The organism is Methylobacterium sp. CM6244, assembly GCF_054817885.1.
The window spans coordinates 1,292,704-1,316,406 of the sequence record NZ_CM139247.1 but is presented as its reverse complement, the minus strand read 5'-3'; the positions used below and the strand labels follow the sequence as shown (position 1 = coordinate 1,316,406).

General features: G+C 68.6%; 16 protein-coding genes, 2 pseudogenes and 1 riboswitch. Of the genes and pseudogenes, 5 read left to right on the top strand and 13 right to left on the bottom strand.

Features of this window, described 5'->3' with window-relative positions:
- Positions 1-171: 171 nt before the first annotated feature.
- Both ACYQML_RS06045 and ACYQML_RS06040 read right to left on the bottom strand, forming a co-directional pair.
- Positions 172-1,710 carry an HdeD family acid-resistance protein gene (locus ACYQML_RS06045; protein ID WP_461235005.1) on the bottom strand — a complete coding sequence of 513 codons (1,539 nt, stop codon included), beginning with the start codon at positions 1,708-1,710 and terminating at the stop codon, positions 172-174.
- A gap of 273 nt (positions 1,711-1,983) precedes the next feature.
- Complete coding sequence (locus tag ACYQML_RS06040; RefSeq protein ID WP_419953395.1) at positions 1,984-3,006, bottom strand: helix-turn-helix domain-containing protein; 1,023 nt, start codon at positions 3,004-3,006, stop codon at positions 1,984-1,986.
- A 392-nt stretch (positions 3,007-3,398) separates the two neighbouring features.
- On the opposite strand from ACYQML_RS06040, the gene ACYQML_RS06035 reads away from it, so the two are divergent.
- Positions 3,399-3,689, top strand: coding sequence for a hypothetical protein (locus ACYQML_RS06035; RefSeq protein WP_056428532.1), 291 nt, complete (start codon positions 3,399-3,401; stop codon positions 3,687-3,689).
- Between the two features lie 153 nt (positions 3,690-3,842).
- On the opposite strand, the gene ACYQML_RS06030 is transcribed toward ACYQML_RS06035, so the two are convergent.
- The 5 genes from ACYQML_RS06030 to ACYQML_RS06010 all read right to left on the bottom strand — a co-directional run bounded on the left by ACYQML_RS06030 (position 3,843) and on the right by ACYQML_RS06010 (position 7,748).
- Entirely contained in the window at positions 3,843-4,922 is a 1,080-nt protein-coding gene (locus ACYQML_RS06030; RefSeq protein ID WP_461235004.1) for a UV damage endonuclease UvsE, read from the bottom strand.
- An 81-nt stretch (positions 4,923-5,003) separates the two neighbouring features.
- On the bottom strand, positions 5,004-5,399 hold the full coding sequence (locus tag ACYQML_RS06025) for a hypothetical protein (protein ID WP_056454880.1): 396 nt from the start codon (positions 5,397-5,399) through the stop codon (positions 5,004-5,006).
- 31 nt (positions 5,400-5,430) lie between these two features.
- Positions 5,431-5,634, bottom strand: coding sequence for a hypothetical protein (locus ACYQML_RS06020; RefSeq protein WP_156652677.1), 204 nt, complete (start codon positions 5,632-5,634; stop codon positions 5,431-5,433).
- 281 nt (positions 5,635-5,915) lie between these two features.
- Positions 5,916-6,509: a hypothetical protein gene (locus ACYQML_RS06015; protein ID WP_056428540.1), complete on the bottom strand. Its 594-nt coding sequence runs from the start codon at positions 6,507-6,509 to the stop codon at positions 5,916-5,918.
- 66 nt (positions 6,510-6,575) lie between these two features.
- Positions 6,576-7,748: a zinc-dependent alcohol dehydrogenase gene (locus tag ACYQML_RS06010; RefSeq protein ID WP_419953394.1), complete on the bottom strand. Its 1,173-nt coding sequence runs from the start codon at positions 7,746-7,748 to the stop codon at positions 6,576-6,578.
- Between the two features lie 339 nt (positions 7,749-8,087).
- Here ACYQML_RS06010 and ACYQML_RS06005 point away from each other — a divergent pair.
- Positions 8,088-8,192, top strand: a pseudogene (locus tag ACYQML_RS06005) (hypothetical protein); the annotation flags it as partial.
- 127 nt (positions 8,193-8,319) lie between these two features.
- Here the strand turns inward: ACYQML_RS06005 and ACYQML_RS06000 are convergent.
- Positions 8,320-9,018: a GNAT family N-acetyltransferase gene (locus ACYQML_RS06000; RefSeq protein ID WP_461235003.1), complete on the bottom strand. Its 699-nt coding sequence runs from the start codon at positions 9,016-9,018 to the stop codon at positions 8,320-8,322.
- Complete coding sequence (locus ACYQML_RS05995; RefSeq protein WP_461235002.1) at positions 9,015-9,653, bottom strand: FMN-binding negative transcriptional regulator; 639 nt, start codon at positions 9,651-9,653, stop codon at positions 9,015-9,017. The genes ACYQML_RS06000 and ACYQML_RS05995 overlap by 4 nt, the downstream gene beginning before the upstream one ends.
- A 54-nt stretch (positions 9,654-9,707) precedes the next feature.
- On the opposite strand from ACYQML_RS05995, the gene pdxR reads away from it, so the two are divergent.
- The 3 genes and pseudogenes from pdxR (at position 9,708) to ACYQML_RS05980 (ending at position 14,092) form a co-directional block, all read left to right on the top strand.
- Positions 9,708-11,261, top strand: coding sequence for a MocR-like pyridoxine biosynthesis transcription factor PdxR (pdxR, locus tag ACYQML_RS05990; RefSeq protein ID WP_461235001.1), 1,554 nt, complete (start codon positions 9,708-9,710; stop codon positions 11,259-11,261).
- 243 nt (positions 11,262-11,504) lie between these two features.
- Positions 11,505-13,538, top strand: a pseudogene (locus ACYQML_RS05985) (methyl-accepting chemotaxis protein).
- Positions 13,539-13,645: 107 nt separating this feature from the next.
- Positions 13,646-14,092: a cupin domain-containing protein gene (locus ACYQML_RS05980; RefSeq protein ID WP_056428555.1), complete on the top strand. Its 447-nt coding sequence runs from the start codon at positions 13,646-13,648 to the stop codon at positions 14,090-14,092.
- A gap of 649 nt (positions 14,093-14,741) precedes the next feature.
- On the opposite strand, the gene ACYQML_RS05975 is transcribed toward ACYQML_RS05980, so the two are convergent.
- The 4 genes from ACYQML_RS05975 to fhuB form a co-directional block, all read right to left on the bottom strand.
- Complete coding sequence (locus tag ACYQML_RS05975; protein ID WP_461235000.1) at positions 14,742-16,247, bottom strand: PepSY domain-containing protein; 1,506 nt, start codon at positions 16,245-16,247, stop codon at positions 14,742-14,744.
- Entirely contained in the window at positions 16,241-18,442 is a 2,202-nt protein-coding gene (locus tag ACYQML_RS05970) for a TonB-dependent receptor (protein ID WP_461234999.1), read from the bottom strand. Before ACYQML_RS05970 ends, ACYQML_RS05975 begins: the two co-directional genes overlap by 7 nt.
- 298 nt (positions 18,443-18,740) lie before the next feature.
- Positions 18,741-18,940: riboswitch (cobalamin riboswitch) on the bottom strand.
- 97 nt (positions 18,941-19,037) lie between these two features.
- Positions 19,038-21,377: a TonB-dependent siderophore receptor gene (locus tag ACYQML_RS05965; RefSeq protein ID WP_461235677.1), complete on the bottom strand. Its 2,340-nt coding sequence runs from the start codon at positions 21,375-21,377 to the stop codon at positions 19,038-19,040.
- Positions 21,378-21,708: 331 nt separating this feature from the next.
- A complete protein-coding gene (gene fhuB / locus ACYQML_RS05960; RefSeq protein ID WP_461234998.1) occupies positions 21,709-23,691 on the bottom strand; it encodes a Fe(3+)-hydroxamate ABC transporter permease FhuB in 1,983 nt (660 codons plus the stop codon).
- Between the last annotated feature and the right edge of the window lie 12 nt (positions 23,692-23,703).

Below are 23,703 nucleotides of genomic sequence, written 5' to 3'. Positions count from 1 at the left end.
TCGTCACCGACCACCGGAAGCGGTTCTTGTCGCTCCGGCACGCTGAAACGGCGACGCTGTGGCTGGGTACCATGGGGATCTGCATGTCCCCATCGCGCCAGGGTCGCCCGAACCTTCCGGGTTCGGGTCGTCCCCATCGGATGTCAGACCGACCCACTGCCCTCCGCCGGCCTATGCCGCCGGGGAGCGCCGTCGGGCGAGACTCCGCATCCGCGCCACCGCCTCGGCGCGCCAGTTGCGCAGGAGCCGCCGCTTCACGCCGTTCCAGCCGATCGCCTGGACCGGCGAGACGGGATCGATCAGGGCGCTGAGCGCCCGCGAATAATCGAGCACGAGCCCCGGCGTCCATGTCATCGCGCCCGCACCGTTGCGCAGGAGCGCGGCCGCCCAGAATTCCGGGCTCATCGCCGCCTGGGCGAGGGTGCGCCACGGCTTGCCGTTCCGGTTGAACGCGCCCTCGACGGCGGCGTCGAGGGCACAGGCCACCGTCGTCGAGCAGTTCCGCGCGACGAAGTTGTAGGTCGTGTCGCGACGATAGACGGCCCAGAAGCGCCTCAGGCGCGCGCCGTCGATTCCGTGGAGGGTGACCGTCACGGTGGCCTCGCACCAATCGTCCGCCTCCTCGCGATAGCTCGGCAGGAAGCGGCCCGGCACGTCGTTTTCCGGGCCGGCGCGCAGGGTCGCGCGGAGATGGTCGGGCGAGCGGTCGATCTCCACGGCGGGGTAGTGGCTCACATAGAGCGCCCCCTCCTCGCCCGGCTCGCCGAGTTCCAGGGCGGCATGGCCGGTGGAGATGTGGCCGTGCCCGTTCACCGAGATGACGTAGCGATGCACCAGGCGCTGCCGGACCGGGATCGACGCCGTTCCGGTCGGCGTCCAGACATGGACGGTCAGCGCTTCCGGGCCGGTCCCGGCCAAAGGCGGCTCAGGAACTAAGTGCGGCTCGGGAGCCAAGTTTTGTTCAGGCGCCACGGGAGGGCGCCGCAACCGCAGCCCGAGGATCGCCACCTTGATCCCGCTCAGGATCAGGAAGGCGCCGATGCAGAACCCGACCGTGCCGGCATACCAGGTGGGCCAGGGTTGCAGCGTGACGATGCCGAGGGCGACTCCCAACAGCCCGTGCGCCGCCGACAGGCGCCAGCCCGGAAAGCGCAGCACATTCGAGAGTGCGAAGCGCGACAGGCCATCGAACAGGAAGGCGGCCCCGAACAACATGGCGAGCAGGAACGTGCTCGCGGGCGAGGCCAGCATCGTCAGCACCGCCACCACGAGGAGGAGCACCGCCTTGAGGAGGCGCAGCCGACGCGCGGCGCCGGTGGCGACGAGGCCGCGGACGAACGAGCCCACCGCCTCGAACACGAGGAGGAGACCGAACCAGCGGTCGGGAATGTGGAGGGCCCCGTCGAAGGCGTCGATCACGAGCGCGAGGCCGAACGCCGTCCAGACGAGCCCCGCCCCCGTCACGATGCCCCACCGCTTGTGAACCGCGTCGCGCCCGACCAGCAGCAGCCAGAGCGGGAGCGCCATCTGGCGCGAGGGAGCCTCGGAGGCGGCGAGGAGATCGTCGACGGGGTTGCCGCTTCCCTTGCGCAGGGCAAGGCTCAGCACCCCCTGTTCCTTCGGGCTCAGCCGTTCCGGGCCGGTGGCGCCGTCGAGGCGGGACGCCTCCGTCGCGGAGCCGTCGTGGTATGGTTGAGGCCGTATGGTCACGGGTGATCGTCCCTCGGAACGCGACGTCTCCTACCCCCCAGAGGCCAGAACAAGGCAAAGGTTTGCTTAAGACCGCCGCATCGTCGCAGTGTTTTCCCAGATTGACCGCGTGTCCTCCGCCTCGCGGCGAGCCCTTGGCGCGGCCAAAGCGGAGGACCGGCGACCGAGCGATCGGATGAGGCTCATCGTTCTGAAAAGCCGATGGCGCCGTTTTCCCGGGATGCGGCCGCCGACTTACGGCGTCGATCTCGTCGGCACACCTGCGTGAAGGGGTCAACGCGTTTCGCGCAGCCACTTCCAGACGTGCTGCACCGTCCCCTGACCGCTGGTCTGCTGGACCACCCGGCGCTCGCCCCGCCAGGCCTGGGGTGGCGCGCCGAAGCGGTTGCGGAAGCTGCGGCTGAGCTGCGAGGCACTGCTGAAGCCGAAGACCTCGGCCAGACGGGCAAGCGTGCGCGTCTCCATCGGATCGGCCAGCGCGTCGCGCATGGCCTTCAGACGCTCGCCTTGTACGAAGTGCATCACGCCCCCTTCCGGCTCGAACAGCCGGTAGAGCGTGGCGCGCGAGACCCGCATCTGTCCGCCGATGAAGGCGGGCGACAGGTCGGACCGGGACAGGTTTTCCTGCACGATCATCCTGGCCAGCGCCATCAGGCCGCCGTCGAGGTCGCGGCCTTCGAGCACGTCCTTGGCCCGCGAGGGATCGAGCAGGCGGCGCAGGAAGCCGACGAACTCGACGGCGAGAGCCGGGGCGTCGTCGAGGCGCGTGGTCGGCAAGCGGCGGTAGAGGTCCAGAATGCGGGCGGAGAGCAACCGGTTGCGGGCCGCATCGAAGAGCATCTCATGATCTTCCAGCGGCAACCCATGGAGGCGGGCGCAGGGGACGACGATGCCGGTCGTATCGGCGCGGTCGAGCATGCCATCGAGCAGGTGACGGCGGCCGATGAAGGTCACGGTGCCGGCCGAGGCCGCGATCGCTTTTCCCGCGACGGTGCCCTGAAATCGGCCGGACCGGTAGAGTTGGACGGTGTACTGGTCGGACCCGGCATCGACACGTCGGCGATCGCGCTGGAGCCGCTGGGTCGAGAGCAGGGTGCGATGAGCGACGAGGTCGTCGATCGGGTACGCGATGTTGGTGCCGAAAGGCAGGACGGCGGAGCGCGTCGTCGGACTGACCTCGTACATCGGCGCCAGGAGCGTGCGCCATCGCTCGAAGGCCTCTCCGGGTGGCAAGCCCGACGTCGTCAGGCAGAAGTACGGCAGGCCCGGTTCAGCCGTCGCGTCATCTGCACCCAACGAGTCAAATCCTTCGTCACCCGACCCGTCGAAGCAACGACGTTAGGCATGAAGTCCTTGATGAGGCAACCGAAATGCACGTCGGTGGTCCGTGGAGCGTAAAAGCGTCGCAACCCGGCCGGAGAACCGCTTCGGGCGACACCGCAGGTCGGCTTCTCCGGCGAGATCGGATGGGAGTCGGACTATCCGCTTGCCGCCGCGCCGCCGACATCCTTTTGCCGCCCGAAGCGAATCTGTGATCAGGCCCTCGACATCAGAATTCGACCGATGGAAACCATGAGTCTGCGATCCCGGCCCGGGACCGTCCACGGCAAACCCGCCCTTCCCGCGAGATCGACCCTCGGTCCGGCGGGCCGGTTGTCGAGGCCGCCGGCTGCTGCCATGGTCGCGGAATGGCATATGCACCTCCCTCCCGTTACTCGCCGGCCGAGCTGATCGAACAATTGCGCGAAGCCGCCGAGGAGATCGCGCCCGAACTTCCCGGCATCCGGGCGGAGGAGACGCTGGAGGGCGAGGCCGCCCAGACCATCGAGGAGATGGCCGAGGCCCTGATGCGGATTGCGAACGGCGCGCCGCGCCCCCAGGACCTCGCCCGCGCCGCCCTGGAGGCCAAGGCTCCCCTGAAGCCGATCGGCCGCCCCAAGAGCACCGTCGTCAAGATGCAGAAGCCGACGCGCCGCTGATACCAAGCCTCACGGATCCTGACTTATAGGTCAGGATCCGTGAGATCCGGCGGACGACCGCCGCCGCGCCGTCGCGCGGGCAGACCTCGATGAGCCAAGCTCATCGAGGTCTGGTATGGGACGAGCCAAATCCCCGCGCGGCGCTGCCTCGCCTCAGGCCGCGGCGCTCGCTCCCGCGAAGCCCTCCACCTGCAAGATCTCGGCGGCGATCCCGGTGGAGGCCAGGTTCTTGCCCTTCGCCTCGATCTCGAAATCGGCCCAGGCGAGGTGCCGGGCCACGAGGGCGTTGAGCGCCCGGTTGCCCAGCAGGTGCGAATGGGCCGCGATGTCGCGCCAATTGTGCCCGGCTCCCACCAGGGCGGCATAATCGGGCAGCGTGTCCGGGTCGTGCCCCTCCAGCAAAGCCTCGCGCGAGAGGCTGATATGGGCGATCGGGCGCACGCCGCGCCAGGACTCGCGGATGCGGGCGATCCGCTCGTCATCGGGCTCGATATAGACGCCGCCGCTCTGGACCCAGTGGTGGTGCAGGTCGAGCACCACCGGAACGCGGTCGCCCAGGTCCAGCACCGTGTCGAGGCCGAAAGCGTTCTCGTCGTTCTCCACCGTCAGCAGGTCGCGCGCCGTCTGCGAGAGCTTGGGCAGGCTGGCGCGAAACCCTTCGATGCCGGGGTCGCGGGCGCCCACATGGATGTTGATATGGGCGCCATGCGGGTGCCAGCCGGCGCCATACCCCATCATCGCCATCAGCTCGGCATGGTATTCGAGTTCGGAGATGCCGTTGCGCTCGGCATTGGGGTTGCGCGAGGCGATGACGCAGAACGGCCCGGGATGGAAGCTGAGGCGGACGCCGCCCTCCCGCGCCCGCTCGCCGACCCGCGCGAGACCGGCCTCCACGAGGGCGACCATCTCGGGCTCGGCATAGATCGCCCGCGCCACCTCGTGGGTGTAGCCGGGCAGGACGTTGCTCGCCATGCGCAGCAGGCGCTCCAGGGGCGGCCGCGCCGCCACCCAGGCGATCTGCCGTTCCAGCGCCGCGAGGTTGTGCCGGGCGAGGCTCTCGAGCTTGGCCCGCCGCGCCGACGGCGCGAGCTTGTCGAGATGACTCATGGTGGTGTGCGACAGGTTCATGTGAAGCGTCGCCTCGCGGGCGGCCTTCAGCGTCTTGAAGCTGGCAGGATCGTCGTCGAGCACGAAATTGCAGCAGAAACCGAGGCGGGGCGTGTCCATCATCATGGGGGGATAACGGCGAGGCCCGGCTTTGGTGTCGCCGGTCCCGGCGGATTCGGGACGCCCCGTGGTCCCTCGCGGCGAGGGTCAATCCAGGCAATGGGTAAAGTACAGCTGCCTGATCCGCTCCAGGGCCTGGAACCCCTCGGCGCGCGGGTTGAGGAGTTCCGGCCCCTCCGGGACGCGGCCGAAGAACGCGCTCGACGGATCGGCCACGAATCCGCGCTCGCCGATATAGAGCCCGTCCCGGTTCTTCACGTTGACCGAGCCGCAGATCCACCCGCCCTCCGCCTTGCGCAACGCCGTCACCTTCGGGTCGAGCGCGCCGAAACGCTCCCCCACCATGCCGAGAATCGTCGCCGCCACGGCCTTGCCGATGACGACGTCGGACCCGTCCTCGACCCGCTGCGCCAATGCGGGGCCGGACAGGGCCGCCAGCAAGACGAACGCCCCCGCGACGAGACTCTTTGAGCGGCCGGTCATCGGCCGTGGCCGAACCATGACGCGACGGCCCTTACTGCGCCGGACCCGTTCCGCTGCCAGCGGTCGCCGGTTTGGCATCGGCGATCAAAATGTCGAGGGATTGGCGCACGATCTCCAGGGCGCTCACGCCCTTGGTCGCGGCCTCCGCCTCGACCTTCGCCCGGTCGGCGGACGGCATCCCATCGAAAATCGCCTGCGCGACCCCGACCGATGCGTGCTTGTGATGTTCGCCCACGATCAAACCCGCCGGATGATGGTGAGGCCAAAGCTCTCATTGGATACTAATAAGTATTTCATGAGAACACCTGGAGCCTGCACTCGGAAAAGATAGGCTCTCTTCTTCCTTACATTGCAGCCGAGATCAACTCGTTTCAGGGTGGAGGTTGGGGGGAGCTGTTTGCCCGTCAGCAGGATGACGGAGGAACCTGTGGGTGGGCGTGACCGTGTGCGTGTTCTCCGCCCCTCGGGGCTGCGTTCGACCCGGAGCGGCAGCATTCCGTAGACCGTAGGACGGGTTCAGGCGTTCGTGAGCGTCCAGGGACGCATCGCCTCGGGGCCGATGATGTCGGGTGGCGGCTTGAAATCACGGGCCGCGCCCCGCATCGCCTCGGGACGCCGTGGGAAGCCGCTCCGGCGGCGGTAATCTCGCCGGACCTTGTCGGACGGGGCAAGGGGTGCTTCCGAAAGGCTCCGCGCACAGATCACATCGACGGCCGTGACGCCGACGAGTGCCACAAGGGCGATCAACACGTTGTCCTTGCGCGAATTCTGCGGATCGAGCCCAGGCAGAACCGTAGCGATATCGAGGGCGTCTCCTGCGACGCGGGCCGACACCCAAGGGGTCGGATCATGCGAGCCCAGGATCCCGGCACCCTGCACGAGTTCACGCACACCGTAGGCTCGGATGACCGGAGCGACGCGCGGCATCCCAAGCCAGCGAGCCAGGGCGTCGGCACACACCACTTCGGTCAGCCCAAGGCCGACAGAGAACCAACCCAACCCACGGGTGAGTTCCCTGGTCCCGGGATCGGGTCTTCGACGCGGCTCCGAGACGAGATAACTCGGCAGAGTCGAGCGCCCGGAAGCGCGGTTCTGGTCGCGGTGAGACATGCGGACGTCCTCCCTGCCGCAGTGGGGCCAAGCCAGCCCGGTCAACAAGACGGGCCGGGGACACAATCAGGGTCTGAGCACCACCTTGATGCAGTTGTCCTTCTTGTCACGGAAGGTCTTGTACATCTCCGGCCCTTGTTCGAGCTTGGCCCGGTGCGTGATGACGAAGGAGGGATCGATCTGCCCGTCGTCGATGCGCTTGACGAGGTCGTCCGTCCACCGGTTCACGTGGGTCTGGCCGGTGCGGATGGTCAGACCCTTGTTCATCAGGGCTCCCATCGGCATCTTGTCGACGAGCCCGCCATAGACGCCCGGAATCGAGAGGATTCCGGCGGGCCGACAGACGTAGATCATCTCGCGCAGCACTGCGGCGCGGTCGCTCTCCAGCATCACCGCCTGCTTCAGCCGGTCGTAGGCGTGTTCGAGGGCGCGGGGGGAATGCGCTTCCATGCCGACGGCATCGATGCACTTCTCCGGGCCCTTGCCGCTCGTCAGCTCGTTCAATCGTTCGACCGCGCTGTCCTGGCTATTGTCGATGGTGATCGCACCGCCGGCGCGCGCCATCTCGAGGCGCTCGGGTACGCTGTCGATACAGACTACCTGTCTGGCCCCGAGCAGAAGGGCGGAGCGCAGCGCCATCTGACCGACGGGGCCGGCGCCCCAGATGGCGACCGTATCGGTCGGCTGGATATCGGCCTGCACCGCCGCTTGCCAGCCGGTGGGGAAGATATCACCGAGGAACAGCACCTGCTCGTCGCTGAGATTCTCGGGCACCTTGATGTGCGTCTTATCGGCGAACGGCACGCGGACGTATTCGGCTTGGCCGCCCTGGTAACCACCGGTGAGATGGGTGTACCCGAACAAGCCCGCGGTGGTGTGCCCGAAAACCTTGTCGGCGATGTCCTTGTTGCGATTCGTGCGCTCGCAGACGGAGAAGTAACCGCGCTTGCACTGGTCGCACTCGCCGCAGATGATCGTGAAGGGCACGACGATGCGCTCACCTTTTCTGAGCGCACCGTTGACGCCTTTGCCTGTCTCGACGACCTCGCCCATGAACTCGTGGCCCATGACGTCGCCCTTCTCCATGCCGGGCATGAAATGGTCGTAGAGGTGCAGGTCCGAACCGCAGATCGCGCAAGCGGTTACCTTGATGATCGCATCTCGATCATCTTCGATCTTGGGATCCGGAACCGTATCGCAGCGGATATCCTGGGTCCCGTGCCAAACCAGTGCTCTCATGGAACGTCTCCCTAAAGCGCAGGAAGGATTTCAAGCCCGTGGAACGATGTGCCTAACTAATAGATATCCGATCCAAAATCGATTTGTGGCGCAACAACATATGATGCATCCAGAATGACATTCCATTTCGTATATTTTGTTGGTTTTCACCGATGTTAATCACGCAGGCTGGACAATGAATAGCCTCTCGATGACTGGATTGGCCTTGGAATGCGGCGGGTTACGTCCAGCGAAGATAAAATGTTCCGGATTGTGTCGAGGACACGGACGGCACATTGATTGTCCGGCGGCCCTTAGTGGGTTTCGTTCCTCGCATGTGCTCCCGGTGGATAGCGCGATACGATCCACGGCGGCGCGGGCAACGATCAGGTCGCGGGAGGTTCGGGTGCCGACACGATGTCAGACACGTCCGGCGTGAACCTCATCCTCGGTGAAGACGGAACCGATCTGATCATCTTCGCCGATATAGCGAGCGGCGAGGCGGATGGAGGAGCGGACGACGACGCATTGTTGGACACGTCATCCACACGGTTGCCGACGTCTCGATCGCGATCAGGGGCCTTCGGGGGCTTCACCCCCGCAGGGCCGCGAGGCTCCGGCGCTGGCGGCCCGCGTCGTCGAAATTCTCCGGCGCGAGCCAGGCGGCGAAGGCCTCCCGCAGGCGGGGCCAGTCCGTATCGGTCACCGCGAACCAGGCCGTGTCGCGGGAGCGGCTCTTGGTGACGATGGCGTTGCGGAAGATGCCCTCGAAGGTGAAGCCGTAGCGCAGGGCCGCCGCGCGGGAGGGCGCGTTGAGGCTGTCGCATTTCCACTCGTAGCGGCGGTATCCAAGGTCGAAGGCGCGGGCCATCATCAGGGCCATCGCCTCGGTGGCGGCCGGGTTCCGGGCGAGGCCGGGGCCGAACTGGAGATGGCCGACCTCGATACAGCCATGGGCCGGCTCGATCCTGAGATAGGCCGCCAGGCCGAGTGCCCGGCCGGTGGCGGCGTCGAGGATCGCGTGATGCATCGGGTCGTGGTTGCGGGCGATCTCCGCCAGTCGCGCGCGATACTCGGCCTCGTCCGCCGGGGGCTCTCCGGGCAGGTAGGTCCAGCGCGCCGGGTCGTAGGCCAGGGCGGAAAAGAGGTCGCCCGCATGGCGCTCGGCGTCGAGGGGCTCGATCCGGCAGAACCGGCCCTGCAACGCCTCGCGTGGCGGGGACGGCGGCGGGCTCCAGTCCGGGAGGGCGGGGCCGATCGGCTGGCCATAACGGTTCACGCGCTCGCTCATGCCCGCTGTCCCATTCTGTCGAGGAGATCCGCCATGGCGTCGTCGCCGCCCGCATCCCGGCGCAAGCCCGCCGCGACGCCGGCGCGGTCCGCCTCCGAGCGGTTCTGGCTGACCTTCCATTTGCCGGTGAGCCGCGCAATCGGAATCTCGATGCCGACGATCCCCCTGATCTGCGCCGCCGTGAAGGCCGGCGGCGCGTCCGCCACCGACCACGGCGCGGCCCGCCCGGCCTCGCGCATCCGCGTCAGGTCGTCGATCTGCCGGCGCAGCCAGGCCTCGTCCTCGATGACACGCGGGCGGCCCCGTGCCTGCACGGTGGCGTAGTTCCAGGTCGGCACGACCTTCCCCGTCTCGCGCTTCGTCGCGTACCAGGAGGGCGTGACGTAGCGGTCGGGGCCCTGGAACACGACGAGGCATTCGGCGAGCCCGTCGAGGTCGCGCCAGTGCGGGTTGGCGCGGGCGAGATGGGCGCGGAGCGTGCCCGCCTCCCCCGCCTCGCGGTCGAGCAGGAAAGGGACCGGGTTGGCGATCAGCCCGCCGGCGCCCGCGCTCACCAGCAGGCCGAGCGGACAGGCGCGGATGAGGGCGGCGTGGGCTTCGAGATCGTCGCTCCGGAAATGGGGCGGCTCGTACATGATGATCCTCGGCGGGGCGTGATGTTCTCCGCCTCTGTTGACGCGAAGCGGATCATGCGGAAGATCCAGTTTCCGCACCCCGACTGGACCAGTTCGACGACGACCCGGCGCCGCCCTCCCCTTCCTCTCCAACTCGCCCTCGACCCGCCGCCGGCCGGCGGACCCCATCGAGCGGAGACGAGCCTGCACGGGCGCGTGCGGGAAGCCGTACGCGACGCGATCCTGTCGGGCCGCCTGCCGCCGGGAGAGCGCCTGCCCTCCTCCCGCAGTCTCGCGGAGCATCTCGGCTGCGCACGCGGCACGATCCTCCTCGCCATCGAGCAGCTCGTGGCCGAGGGCTACCTCACCACGCGTGCGGGCTCCGGCACCCGCGTCGCCGAGACCCTGCCCGACGACCTCCTGGTCCCACGCAATCCGGGCTCCCCCGCCCGCCCCTCGCCCGCGACGGCGGTGCTCTCGCGCCGCGGGGCCGCCATGGCCTCGGCACGGAGCGACGCCCCTCCGATCCCCGACGCCTTCGCCCTCGGCCGTCCCGCCCTCGATGCGTTTCCACGTGAAACCTGGGCGCGCCTGCTCCAGGCCGAATGGCGGGCCGGCCCTCCCAGCCTGCTCCATCCCCTGGGCGAGCCGCGTCTGCGCCGGGCCCTGGCCGCCTATCTGTCGGCCGGGCGCGGGGTCGCCTGTCACGAGGAGGCGGTGATCGTCACGAGCAGCATCCGCCAGAGCCTCCGCCTCCTGGCCGAGCTTCTGCTCGAGCCCGGCGAGGCGGCGTATCTGGAGGAGCCGGGCTTTCCCGGCCTCGCCCATGCCCTGCGGGCGGCGGGCCTGCGCACGGTCCCGGTGCCCTGCGACGCGGCGGGATTCTCGATCGCGCGGGCGCGGTCCATCGATCCCGGAGCGCGGCTGGCGGTGGTGACGCCGGCCCAGGGCCACCCCCTCGGCGCCACGATGAGCCTGGAGAACCGCCTCGCCCTCCTCGCCTGGGCGGAGGCGCAGGGTGGCTGGATCGTCGAGGACGATTACGACGGCGAGTATCGCTATGCCGGGCGGCCGCTGGCGCCGCTCCACGCCCTCGACCGGGCCGGACGCGTTCTCTACGTCGGCAGCGTCTCGAAGGTGCTCATGCCGGCCCTGCAGATGAGCTACCTCGTCCTGCCGGAAACCCTGGTGGAGCCCGTCCGCCGCGCCCTCACGGGCAGCGGCGGCTTCGCCTCGATCCTCGGACAGGGCGCGCTGGCCCGCTTCATCGACGAGGGCCATTTCGGCGCGCATCTGCGCCGGACGCGGCGTCTCTACGGGCAGCGACAGGCCGCCCTCGTCGCGGCAGCCCGCGATCTCCTCGGCGGGCTGCTGGAGGTGCCGCCCCGCGACGGCGGCATGCATCTGGTGGCCCGGCCCCCGGCCGGGGCGGCCTTCGACGATCTCGCGGCGGTGGAAGCCTGCGCGCGTGCCGGCATCGCCACGACGGCGCTCTCGCCGCATTTCGCCGATCCGGTGCGCGCCGAGCAGGGGCTGCTTCTCGGCTATGCCTGCGTGCCGGAGCGTGCCGTCCCCCTGGCCGTGAAACGGATGGCCGAGGCGCTGAAGCCGAGAGGAGGCAAGGCCTGACGGCGGTGTGCCGGCCTTGTCCCGAGACGGTCGACAGCCGGCGCGGATGCCGTCCGCCAAACATTCCGTTCAAGCAAGCAACTAGCAGAATGGACGGCGGACAATTCATGCAACTCAAGGCATACACGCGCTGCTCTCGAAATCATCGACAGAACTCATTCATCGCATTCATAACATTTTTAAGCATTCATTATGCGTTTTCGCCGAAAAGATCGAAGCATTTTGGCCGATCAGGGTGCCAGCATGTCTTCCAGATGGTTCAATACGCTCCGCGCCCGCATCGTTGCGGTCGCCCTGGCACCCTGTCTCGCCTTCGGAGCCGTGACGGCGATCGCGGTCTCTGATCGGGCGACGCAGCGCAACGAGATGATCCGCGTCGAGGCGCTGGCCGGCCTCGCCACGCGGATCAGCGCCTTCCTGCACGAGGTCCAGCGCGAGCGCGGCGCGTCGAGCCTGTTCATCGGCTCGAAGGGGAGCCAGTTCGCGCCCGAACTCGCGGCCCAGCGCGGCCGGACCGATGCCGGCATCCGCGACGTGAGAGCGGCCTTGGACGACCCGGCCTTCGGACGCCGCCGGCAGGCGCTCGAACAGGATCTGGCTCGGCTGGCGGACCAGCGCCGTCGCATCGACGCGCTGGAACTGGCCGGGCCCCAAGCCGCCGCCTTCTATACCGGACTGGTCTCGGAAGGCCTCGCCATCGTCCGCGAGATGGCGGGTCTCGTCGGCAATGCCGCCATCGCGGGGCGGGCCTCGGCCTATTCGGCCTTCCTCACCCTGAAGGAGCAGGCGGGCCAGGAGCGTGCGGCGGGGGCCGCCGCCTTCTCGGCGGGTCGCCTCGACCAGCAGGCCCTCGTCCGGCTCGCCGGCCTGGGCGGCGGACAGAGCTCCGCCGAGGCACGGTTCCGCGCCAGAGCGGAGGCTGACTAGGCGGCTCTGCTCGACGCGGTGGAGGCCTCCGAGGCCTCCCGTGAGACGGCGCGCCTGCGCAACCTCGCGCTGGACACGGCTTTGGACGAGACGCTGCCCTTCCGCGACGCGCCGCTCTGGTTCCAACTCGCATCGAAGCGGATCGACGGCCTGAAGGGGGTCGAGGACCGCCTGAGCGCCGATCTGGTCGCCGCCGCCGCCGCGAACCGGACGGGGGCGGAGAGCGCGCTGCTGGCCTGGCTGGTCGCCGGCCTCGCCACGTTCCTGCTCTCCGTGGGCCTCGCCTTCGGGCTGGGCGGCGCCATCGCCCGGCCGCTGACCCGGATGGCCTCGGTGCTCGATGCGATCGGCCGGGGGGACGAGGATGTCGCCGTGCCCCAGGGCGGCCCGAGCGAGGTCAGGGCCCTGTCGAAGGCGGCGGAAGCCTTCCGCGACAGCGTCGTCGAGCGCCGGCTGCATCGCGCCGAGCAGGAGCGCCTGGCGGCCTCGATGGCGGCCCGGCAGCGGCAGGCCGTACTCAGCCTCGCCGACGAACTCGAAGCGGCGGTGGGCGGCATCGTCGCCACGGTCTCGTCCTCGGCGACCGAGCTTCAGGCCACCGCCCGCAGCATGAGCGCCACGGCGACGCAGACGGCGGCCCAATCCACCAGCGTCGCCGCGGCGGCCAAGGAGGCGGCGGCCAATGTCGGCACCGTGGCGGCGGCGGCCGAGGAACTCGGCGCCTCGGTGAGCGAGATCAGCCGGCAGGTCGACGGCTCGGCCGAGCTCGCCCGCCGGGCGGTCAGCGAAGCGAACCGGACGGCCGACCTCGTCCAGGCGCTCGACGGCTCGGTCTCCCGCATCGGCGACGTGGTCGTCCTGATCTCGCAGATCGCCGGCCAGACCAATCTTCTGGCGCTCAACGCCACGATCGAGGCGGCGCGGGCCGGCGAGGCCGGTCGCGGCTTCGCGGTGGTCGCCGCGGAGGTCAAGGAACTCGCCAACCAGACCGCACGGGCCACGGACGAGATCGGCCGGCAGATCGGCCTGATCCAGGGGGCGACCGGCGAGGCGGTCAGCGCCATCGGCGACATCACCGCTCGCATCCGCGAAATCGACGTCGTGGCGACCAGCATCGCGGCAGCGGTGGAGCAGCAGGGCGCGGCGACCCAGGAAATCGTCCGCAACGTCGCGGAAGCCTCGAGCGGAACGAGCGAAGTGACCACGAATATCGGCGGCGTCGCCCAGGCCTCCGAGAAAACCGGCGCGGCGGCGAGCCAAGTGCTTTCGGCCGCCGCCGAACTGTCCCGCCAGGCGGACCGCCTCGGCACCGACGTCGCCCGCTTCCTCGCGACCGTGCGGGCCGCCTGAGGGGGCGGGCCGGTCTTCCTGGGGCGCATCGCGGCATCGTCGTTGGGGCGGGCGCGAAAAGCGGGTATCCTGTGCCGGCAATCAGACGGACAGCCCTAGGACGCGCGATGGACAAGGACCCGACACATTCCAGCACGGCCGCCCATGCGGTGTTCGACGTCGCCGCCGCCGTGGCGACCCTGCCGGAGGCCTGTTCCACCATGGTGGCCGACCATCGGTTCGTCGACGTTCCGGCGGCGAGCGCGCGGGTGTTCCGGGTCTATTCACCGACGCCGCCACACAGCCACGCCTCCTGCGACGAGTATCTCTACGTTCTTTCCGGCCGCTGCATGATGAAGTTCGCCGACGAACCCGCCGTCGAGGTTGGGCCGGGCAAGCTGGTGATGTTCCAGCGGGGCGTGGTGCATTCGGTGCCGGAGATCCTGGAGGAGCCGATGGTGTTCCTCTCCGTCGACACGCCCCGCCGCGAACCACGCGACATCCGCTTCGTCTCGGACGGCACCGGCACGCCCGACAGCTTCATGCGCCAATCGCAGCAGGCCCAGCAGCAATAGGGAACGCGTCCCCCCTCTCCCCGCCGGGCGGGGAGAGGACGTCGTCCTCCCCTCGTCGGGAGGCGACGTGAGCCCGGCAGGGCGAGGGTGAGGGGGTCTCTCCGGGTATGGCTCCACCGGCCGCGCCCCCTCACCCTCGGCTGCCGCCTCGCCGCGCTCCCCAACGAGGGGGAGACGCGGCCCTCTCCCCGCGCGCGGGGAGAGGGGAATGCGCGCCGGCCTTCGAGCCCAACAGTCTGAGGGCACGTCCCTATTCGGAAATGGCTGGTCCCCCTCTCCCCGCCAGGCGGGGAGAGGACGTCGTCCTCCCCTTGCCGGGAGGCGGCGTGAGCCCGGCAGGGCGAGGGTGAGGGGGTGTTTTCGGATGCGGCTCCTTCGGACGCGCCCCCTCACCGTCGGCTGCCGCCTCGCCGCGCTCCCCAACGAGGGGGAGACGCGGCCCTCTCCCCGCAGGCGGGGAGAGGGGAATGCGCGCCGGCCTTCGAGTCCAACAGTCTGAGGGCACGTCCCTATTCAAAAGAGGCGGGGTTCCCCCTCTCCCCGCGGGCGGGGAGAGGACGTCGTCCTCCCCTCGTCGGGAGGCGACGTGAGCCCGTCAGGGCGAGGGTGAGGGGGTATCTCCGGATGTAACCCGTTCGGCCAAGCCCCCTCACCCTCGGCTACCGCCTCGCCGCGCTCCCCAACGAGGGGGAGACGCGGCCCTCTCCCCGCGCGCGGGGAGAGGGGAATGCGCGCTGGCCTTCGGGCCGATCCGCCGCCAGCCGATGACGAGCCCTGTGATCACCAAGGCTCCGGCGAGCAGGTTCAGCAGCCATTGTGCCGCGTCCCTCGCCGGCGGGTGGCCGACGAGGACCGGCAGGTCGAGGCGGTGGAGCGCTGTGAACAGCCAGCGGTTGACGCGGCCGGAGCGGTCGAGCCGGTTGAGGATCTCGCCGCTCCGCGGGTCGACATGCAGCCAAGTCGCGGCGGGATCGGCAAAGCGCAGGCGCAGGATGGGGAGCGTCCCGCTCGTGAGCGGCGACCAGTAGAGGTCGTGGGATTCCAGGCGATCGACGCCCTCCAGCCTCGCACCCGCCATCGCGAGACCCGCCGCCGCCGCGATCCGGGCGGTTGAGGGTGCGTCTCCGATCGCCCGTTTGCCGGTGCGGTCGAGCCCCATCGCGACCCAGTGTCCGCCGATCCGCGCGAGATGCAGGCCGAGGGGCGCATCGGCGGCCAACGCGCGTAGGCTCCCGGTCGTGAGGCCGACAGGGTTGTCCGCCCCGGCATAGGCCTCGCGCAGGTCGGCGGTCGGCGCGAGGGAGGTGAACCAGCGGTTCGGGTTCATCGAGAGCCAGCCGCTGAGGATGAAGGTGGTGAGCCCGATCCCGCCGATAAGCCCGGCGAAATGGTGCCAGCGCGCCATCCCGCGATAGGGCGTGACGCGTCCTCGCGTGTAGCGCCGGCTCAGGCGCAGGCGCCAGATCCCGAGGACGAGGCCGGTGAGCGCCGTGAAGGCGGCGATGCCGGAGATCCAGAGCACCACGTCGCGCCACAACTCCGCGCGGGCGCGCAGCGGCGTGAGGTAGACCCAGTGGGTGACGGCGCCGACCCAATTCCAGCCGCGCTGGAACCGCGTCGTGTCGAGGACGATCTCCCCCGTCCCTTGCGAGACATAGAGCTCCGTGCCGGCCGCGTCGTTCAAGGCGACCTTGTGGAAGGGCCGCAGGGGATCGTAGCGCGCCGTCACCGTCCATTGGTCGCGCGCGACCTCCTCCACGGACGCGCCGGGACCGGCCCCGGTGAGGCGCTGGGCCGCCTCGGCATCGACCGGACCCGCCGGCGCGCCGGTCCGCGCCGAAAGGGTGATGCGTCGGCCATCGCCGGACGACATCCGGTAGATCGGCTCGTCGCCACGCATCTCCAGATCGAGGCTGCGGGGCATCCGGGTCTCGCCCAACTGGGCCAGCGCCTCGTCCGGCGAGACCGCGACCGCCTCCCACGCCATCGGGCGAAGACGCGCGAGGCGCTCCGTCTCCGTCAAGCTCGGAAACGGCACATAGAGCATCACCAGCCCGGAGCCGATCCAGAGGGCGAAGAGCAGCCCGGTTCCGATGCCGAGCCAGCGATGGCCGAGGACCAGCCACCGCTTGCCCTGCTTGAACAGGCTCACCACGCGACGCTGTAGGCGACCTCGAACGAGCGCGGTCGCCCGAGGATCCAGTTGGTGCCGATCCCGTCCACGGCGTTGCCGCTGATCGCGTAGGTTGTGTCGAACAGGTTGTAGACGCGAAGGCTCAGGCGCGAAGCCGGGGTGACCTGATGGTCAAGGCCGAGATGGGCCAGGGTGTAGTCGGGCCGCGGCGCGGTGTTGGAGAAGTCGCTGAAGACCCGGCCGACATTCTGCAGCCCGATCCGCGCCTCCCAGTCGTGGGCGAAGGCCCAATTGAGCCAGACATTGGCGACGCGCTCCGGCACGTCTTTGGGCTGGTTGCCCGCATAGGACACCGCTCCCTCCCGGAACTCGTCATATTGCGCATGCAGGAGGGCGAGGTTGGCGTCGATGCGCCAGCCATCGGGCAGGCGCAGGGCGAGCGCCCCCTCCACCCCGTGCGAGGATTGCCGGCCGACCTGGGTCGAGACATTGGGCTGGCCCGGCACCGCCGAGATCAGGTTGTCCTTGACGATGCGGTAGCCCGCCACCGTCCATTCGAGGGCGCCGTTCAGCGCGAGGCCCTTGGCCCCGACCTCGATCTGCTCGCCGGTGGAGAGATCGAAATTGGCGTTCGTTTGCGACAGGCTGATGAGGCTCCCCACCGGATCGGTGGCGGTGGCGTATTGCACGTAGAGGGCCGAATCCGGCGTCGGGTTGTAGACGAGGCCGAACCGGTAGCTCAGGGCCTCGAACGAGCGCGCGAAGGTGTCGCCGGTCTGCAGGTTGCGGCGGTGCAGGGTCGGCGCATCGAAACGCATTCCGGTGAGGAAGGAGAGTTGGTCGCTGAGGATCAGCCGGTTCTCGGCGAAGACAGAGGCCTGGTTGGTGCTGGTGGCATAGGCCGGGCTGGCGCGGCCATTGGCCGGGAACAGGCCCGGATCGTAGGTGAACGGATCGACGCTGGTGACGAGGCCGCCGCCTGCGCTGGAGAAGTTGTTGGTGTGGCGGAAATCCACGTGGTTGACGTCGAACCCGATGGCGAACTCGTTGCGGAAGCCGAACAGGTTGCCCTTGAACGCCGCGTCGAAGCGGTTCCCGACCTGCTCTTGGTTGTGGTAGATTTCAAGGTAGTCGGACCTGTCGATCCGTCCCGTACCGCTATTGAACCGGTACTGCTCCACATCGAGCCAGTGGCGACGGCTCTGCAGCCGGTAGGCGGTGTTCCGGATGGTGATGTCGGCGCTCGGCGTCCACTCGGTCTTGAGCTGAGTCCAGTTATCGGCCCAGACGATCTTCGCGCCGTCGACATTGTAGTTGTTGTTGCGCAGGGACTGGACGATCCGGCCATTGACCAGCGGCGTGCCCCAGTAGCGCGCGGGCTCCTGGTAGCCGAGATCGTGGCTGAGCGTGACGGCGAGATCGGGGTTGAGCTGGAACAGCAGCGCGCCCGAGACCGCGAGGTTGCGGAAATCCCCGTTCGGGCTGGTCCAGCCGCCGTCGCGGTTGCCGCTGACATTGAGGCGGTAGGCCACCGCATCGCCGATGGGACCGCCGAGATCGACGGCGAGGCGCGCGAGCCCGTCCGACCCGGTGGCGGCGCGGGCGGCATGGATCGGCGTGAAGCTCGGTTTCTTCGAGACCACGTTGACCACGCCGCCGATGGCGCCGTCGCCATAGAGGACGGAGGCCGGGCCGCGCAGCACCTCGATCCGCTCCACGTTCCAGGTGTCGAACGGGAAGGTCACCGTGCCGGCGCCCACGAACAGCCGCGTGCCGTCATAGAGCTGCTGGATCGAGTTCGGGCCGGCGAAGCCCCGGCTGGAGAAGGCGCCGTTGCCGTTGCCCGGCGACGCGATGGTGGTGATGCCGGTGGCGTTCTGCGTCACCGCCTCGACCACCGTGTTCTGGCCCCGGATTCGGGCGGTCTCGCCGCTGATGACATCGATACTGGCGGGGGTCTCCAGCGGCGTCAGGCCGAGGCGACTGGCGCTGCGAGAGGGGGTAGAGAGGTTGAGCCCGACCGGGTTGGCGCGAGTCAGGCCGACCCCGCTCCCCTCCACGGTGAGCTGGTCGAGGGTGACGGCATTCTGGCCGATGGAATCCTGGGCGCGGACCTCGCCCGCGAGCAGGGTCGAGCCGAGGAGCGATGCGAGCAGGGCGGTGGCGCGGGCCGGGGAGATCCGCCCGGGGGCGCGGTGGGTGACCTGTGTAGGCATGTTCGTTTTGGCAAACCGGAGTGATCGCTGGCCGAATGCCGCGCCCCCTCTGCTAGATCGTATGTTATAACGTTACAATACGTCGAACCGGGCAAAATGCCTGCGCGGAGGACCAAACGGTCTCGCCGAGGGCAAGATGTGGAGCGAGTCTGCAATGGAAGGAACAGGGACGATCGGGCATCGCGGGCGAACGGCAGGCGCGGCTCAGCGCAGTGGCACGTCACCGCGAACGAAGCCGATCCCCACGCGAGCGCGGGCCCCGACACCCCACCAGGACACCCCGCCCGATGCGTTTCGCGTGTGACCACGACTGACGGCAGGTCTCCTGGCTCGCGGGTCGACGCCCTCTCATCGTCTTCCCAGGCCCGAAGACCCAGTGACGTGTTGATGATGGGCTCGCCGCTTACAGTTGCGGGGGCAGCCGCGGCATCGGACAAAACGTCCTCACCGCGTTCCCTTTTGATCCCCCGAAGGGGAACCGTCATCGTCAGGCTAGTCGAGGGCGAGAGACCGCGTCAACGACGTGACGGCAACAGCCCAAAAGAAAAGCCCCGGACCGTTCGATCCGGGGCCGATCTCATCGGATGCGTATCGCCTACCAGCGGTAGGTGACGGAGCCCGTCACGCGGCGGCCTTCGCCATAATTGCAGCCGACGAAATTGACCTGTTGCGAGCAGGTGCCGACATAGACGCGGTCCGTGATGTTGTTGGCCGCCACCTGGAAGCGCCAGTTCTCGTATGTGTAACGGAGCGATGCGTCGAAGAGGACGTAGTCCGGCACGCGGATGTTGTTCTGGGGATCGCCGAACGATTCCCCGATGTAGCGGACACCGCCGCCGATCCCGAGTCCGCGGAACATGCCGGTCTGGATCGTGTAATCCAGCCAGGTCGCGGCAGTGAAGTTCGGCACCTGGATCGGCCGCTTCCCAACCGCGCTGGGATTGCCGTCCGGCGCATTGTCCTTCGTCACTTCGGCCTGCAGGACCGTGAATGACGAGATGAGCTTCAGGCCGTCGAGGAGGTCCACGGTGGCCTCGCTCTCGAAGCCTTTCACCTCGACTTCGCCGTTCTGATAGAAGGCCTGCTGCAACGGATCGCTGGGGTTAAAGAACAAGGCGTTGGTCTTCTTCGTATTGAACACGGAGAAAAGAACCGAGGTGGCTTGGCCCGGCGGCTGGAACTTCACGCCGGCCTCGATGGTCTCGCCGATCTCGGGCTTGGCCGGGGTTATGTTGTAGGTGAGCGGCACCGCACCGATGCCGGGCACGACCGCGATCGTGCTGTTCTGGAGGAAGACCGGCAACACATTGAACGAGCGCGCGGCCGAGACATAAGGCGTCAGGCCGTTGTCGAAAAGATACGAGAGCCCGACCCGGCCGCTATAGGATTGCGCGTCCTGGTTCGCGCCGAAGCTCGTGGGAATGCCGTTCGGGAACGGGACGGCGTTGAGCATTTGGCGCACGGTATCGATGACCGGGTTCTGGGCATCGGTTTTCGTCGTCACCCAATCGTAGCGGGCGTTCATGCTGAGCAGCCAGCGATCGTAGAACTTGACCTGATCCTGCGCGTAGACGCCGACTTGCTCCTGCTGCAACCGTGACAGGAGGGAGCGCGGAAGTTGCGCGACGGGCTGGCCGTAGACCGGATTGAGGATGTTGAGCGGGCCGACGAACGGGCCGATCCCGAGCAGGCCGAAGCTCGTACCGCCGTACTGGTCGCTCTTGTTGTTGATCTTGCTGTAATCGACCCCGAGCAGCGCGGTGTTCTTGATGTTGCCGAACTGCGCATCGTGCTGGATCTGGGTATCGACGGTGAAGACGCCGTAATCCTCAAGCCAGGTCTGAGCCTCGCGGGTGACGGTGTTGGGCATCGCCGGATTGGTGACGCCCGTGGAGTAGATCGCGTTGTAGTCGGTCGAGGCATGGGCGTAGCGCAGGTTCTGGCGCACGGTCCAATGGTCGTCGAACCGGTGTGAGAACTGGTAGCCGCCCTCGAAATGCTCGGCGAGGAAGCGCGAGAAGCCCGGCTCCCCGAGGAAGCGGCTGCGCATTTCCGACTTATTGGGATTACTGCCCCGGGTGTATTCGCGCGGGATGGCACGGAACGTGTCGCCGGTGCGGTCTCTCTGATAATTGCCGAGCACCGTCAGGCTGGTATCCGCCGAAGGCGCGAAGGTCACCGCGGGCGCGATGTAGATTCGGTCCAGCGGCGTGTAATCCACTTGCGTGCCGCCTTCGCGCAGCAGGCCGGTGATCCGGTAGAGGATCGTCTTCTCAGGGTTGAGCGGGCCGCTCAGGTCGAAGCCGAACTGCTTGCGGTTGAAGCTGCCATAGGAACTAAAGATTTCCCGCAGCGGCTCGACCGTCGGCTTCTTGGTGATGAAGTTGACGAGGCCACCCGGATCGTTGAGCCCGAAAAGGCCCGAGGTCGGCCCGCGCAGCACGTCGATGCGCTCCACGCCGTAGGGCTCGATCGGGAAGCCGGAGAAGCTCGTCTGTGGCAGACGCATCCCGTCCTTGTAGATGCCGCGCTGGGTCTGGTCGAAGCCACGGATGATCAGCTGGTCGAAGCGGCCATCCTGCCCCTGGGGCGACGCGAGGATGCCGGCGCTGTAGGCGAGCGCATCGGCCAGGTTCTCTGCGCCGCGATCCTCGAGCTGCTTCTGAGTGACCACGGACACCGACTGGGGAATCTCCCGCAGGGTCGCGTTGGTCTTCGTTCCCGACATGCTCCTGGGCACGACGTAGGAATTGGCGGCCGTCACGCCACCTCCATTGCCGCCTCCCGAACCATTTCCGGAGCCCTGCACCGACAAGGTGTCGAGCTGCACCGCCGCCGTGCCGCCCGAAGCGGCCTGGGCGAAGGCTTCCCCGCTCCACAGGGCGGGAACCATGGCGAGCAGCGCCACGGTCGAGACGCCGGCGAGGCAGCGCATGCCACTCACGGCTTTGTGAGAGAACGTGCCAGAAGAGAGCAACATGCCATCAGACATAGGGAAGACCTTGATCGTCGGAAATACGGCGCAGACCTGATTGGTAAAGAACGAGATTTCCCTGTCGATGCATCGCGTAGAACGATTCAAAAACAAGATCGGGTCTCGACAAGACGAATCCACACGGCGTCTTTGTCAGCAAGTCAAAGTTGAGATTTAATGACAAAAGTTGCGGCGGCGTTGCCTAAGAAACACAACCCTTCTTTGGAACAATTCAATTCAAGCACCGCAAGAAACTTGTCGAAAGACGATCAACGGCGGGCCAGCAGCCACATCAGGAACGGCCCGCCGACGAGGGTCGCCACCAATCCGGCGGGGGGAACTGGTAGGGGAAGAACGCCATCCGTCCGACGAAATCCGCCGCGACCATGATCAGCGCCCCTGCGATGGCCGCACCGGCGAGTTGCGGCGCGGCCCGGGTCAGGCCCGCCAAGCGCGCCACCTGCGGCCCGACGAGGCCGACGAAGCTCAACGGCCCCGCCACCAAGGTCGCCGCGGTGGTGAGGATCGCCGCCAAGGCCAGGGTGACGAGACGGCTGCGGCGCAGGCCGAGCCCCAGCGAGCGGCCCGTCGGAGCGCCGAGGGGAAGCAGCTCGAGCCAGCGGGTCAGGGCGGGAAGGCAGGCGCCTCCGAGGACGAGGATGGCGATGGCAGCGACGGCATCCTCCGGCGCCACCCGCGCCGTGGACCCCGCCGTCCACCCGAGCAGCATCACCACGGAGGGATCGCCGCTGATCATCAGGATGGTGAGGAGGGCGCCGAACCCGGTGGTGAGGCCGATGCCGGCCAGCAGCATCTGCTCGGGCACGGTGTCGGCACGGCGGCCGAGGCTCGCGATGGCCAGGAGGGTCGCGAGGGCCCCGAGGCTGCCGGCGCCGAGCAGCGCCATCCGGTCCGGCGTGCCGAGGACGATCGTGACGGCCACGAGGCCGAGGGCGGCCCCGGAACTGATCCCGAGCACTTCGGGGCTCGCCAGGGGATTGCCGGTGAGCCGCTGCAGCAGGGTGCCGGCGATGGCCAGCATCGCGCCGGCCGCGAGCGAGGCGGCGATACGGGGCAGGCGCCAGGGAAGCAGTTCTTCGAGGCCGGCCCCGAGGCTCCAGTGCCAGCCGGCCGTGTCGCGGCCGAGGGTCAGCGCGACGAAGACGAGGAGGGCCAGCGACACCGCACCGGCCAGGATCAGGCGCCAGGGCCGCGTGAGCCGGGCCGAGGCGCCGCCCTCCGGGCGATGCAGCGCGCCGACGCCGCGCAGGCGCGGCAGCAGCCAGAGCAGCATCGGCACGCCGACGAGGGAGGCCAGCGCCCCCGTCGGCACCTGTGCGATGGGGGCGAGCGCCAGGACCACGGAATCGGTGAGCCAGATCAGGGCGGCCCCGAGCAGGGGCGCGGCGATGAGACGGGCGCGCAGCGTGCGCGTGCCGGTGAGCCGGACAAGGATCGGCGCGGCGAACCCCACGAAACCGATGACGCCAACCCCCGCCACCACGAAGCCGCCGAGCGCCACCGCGACGGCCACGGCGAGGAACCGGACCCGGCCGAGGGAGAGCCCGAGGCTCTTCGCGTTCGCCTCGTCGAGGTCGAGCAATGCGAGCGGCCTCGCCATCAGCGCCACCAGAAGGGCGGCGACGGCGAGGCGGGGCGCGAGATAGGCCGGCGCGCTCCAATCGTTCATGGCGAGCGAGCCTGCCCCCCAGACGAACAGGCCGAACAGCCGCTCCTGGTGCAGGATCACGAGGAGGGTCTGGATCGCCCCGCAATAGAGCTCGACCACCAGCCCGGCCAGCAGCAGCCCCAGGGGCGCGAAGCCCTTGGCACGCCCCAACGCGAAGACCGCCAGCACCGCCAGGGCGGAGCCGGTGAGCGCCACGGCCTCCCGGCCCTGCGAGAAGAGGCCGGGCGCGAACAGCGAGGCCAGGGCCAAGGCGAGCTGCGCCCCGGCCGAGATGCCCAGCGTCGAGGGCGAAGCGAGGGGATTGCGCAGCACCTGCTGCAGCACCAGCCCCGACAAAGCGAGGGCGCCGCCGGCGAGCAATGCGGTGACGATCCGCGGCAGCACGCTCTCATGCAGGATGACCTGCGCGATGTCGGTCCAGTCGGGACTCCACAAGGCTTTCAGCGCGAGGCCGAGCGGCATGTCGGCCGTGAGCGTGCGCAGGGTGAGGAGCCCGGCCACGAGGGCCACCGCGCCGATGAGAAGCCATGTTCCGCCGATCCGCGAGCGGCGCGGCGCGGGGGCGGCCAGGCCTAGTTCAGCCAAGTTTGGTTCACC

Coding starts and splice junctions, on each gene's coding strand:
- ACYQML_RS06035 (WP_056428532.1), top strand. CDS start 3,399: ATGGCATATGCACCTCCCTCCCGTTACTCGCCGGCCGAGCTGATCGAA.
- ACYQML_RS06030 (WP_461235004.1), bottom strand. CDS start 4,922: ATGATGATGGACACGCCCCGCCTCGGTTTCTGCTGCAATTTCGTGCTC.
- ACYQML_RS06025 (WP_056454880.1), bottom strand. CDS start 5,399: ATGACCGGCCGCTCAAAGAGTCTCGTCGCGGGGGCGTTCGTCTTGCTG.
- ACYQML_RS06015 (WP_056428540.1), bottom strand. CDS start 6,509: ATGTCTCACCGCGACCAGAACCGCGCTTCCGGGCGCTCGACTCTGCCG.
- ACYQML_RS06010 (WP_419953394.1), bottom strand. CDS start 7,748: ATGAGAGCACTGGTTTGGCACGGGACCCAGGATATCCGCTGCGATACG.
- ACYQML_RS06000 (WP_461235003.1), bottom strand. CDS start 9,018: ATGAGCGAGCGCGTGAACCGTTATGGCCAGCCGATCGGCCCCGCCCTC.
- ACYQML_RS05995 (WP_461235002.1), bottom strand. CDS start 9,653: ATGTACGAGCCGCCCCATTTCCGGAGCGACGATCTCGAAGCCCACGCC.
- pdxR (WP_461235001.1), top strand. CDS start 9,708: ATGCGGAAGATCCAGTTTCCGCACCCCGACTGGACCAGTTCGACGACG.
- ACYQML_RS05980 (WP_056428555.1), top strand. CDS start 13,646: ATGGACAAGGACCCGACACATTCCAGCACGGCCGCCCATGCGGTGTTC.
- ACYQML_RS05970 (WP_461234999.1), bottom strand. CDS start 18,442: ATGCCTACACAGGTCACCCACCGCGCCCCCGGGCGGATCTCCCCGGCC.
- ACYQML_RS05965 (WP_461235677.1), bottom strand. CDS start 21,377: ATGCGCTGCCTCGCCGGCGTCTCGACCGTGGCGCTGCTCGCCATGGTT.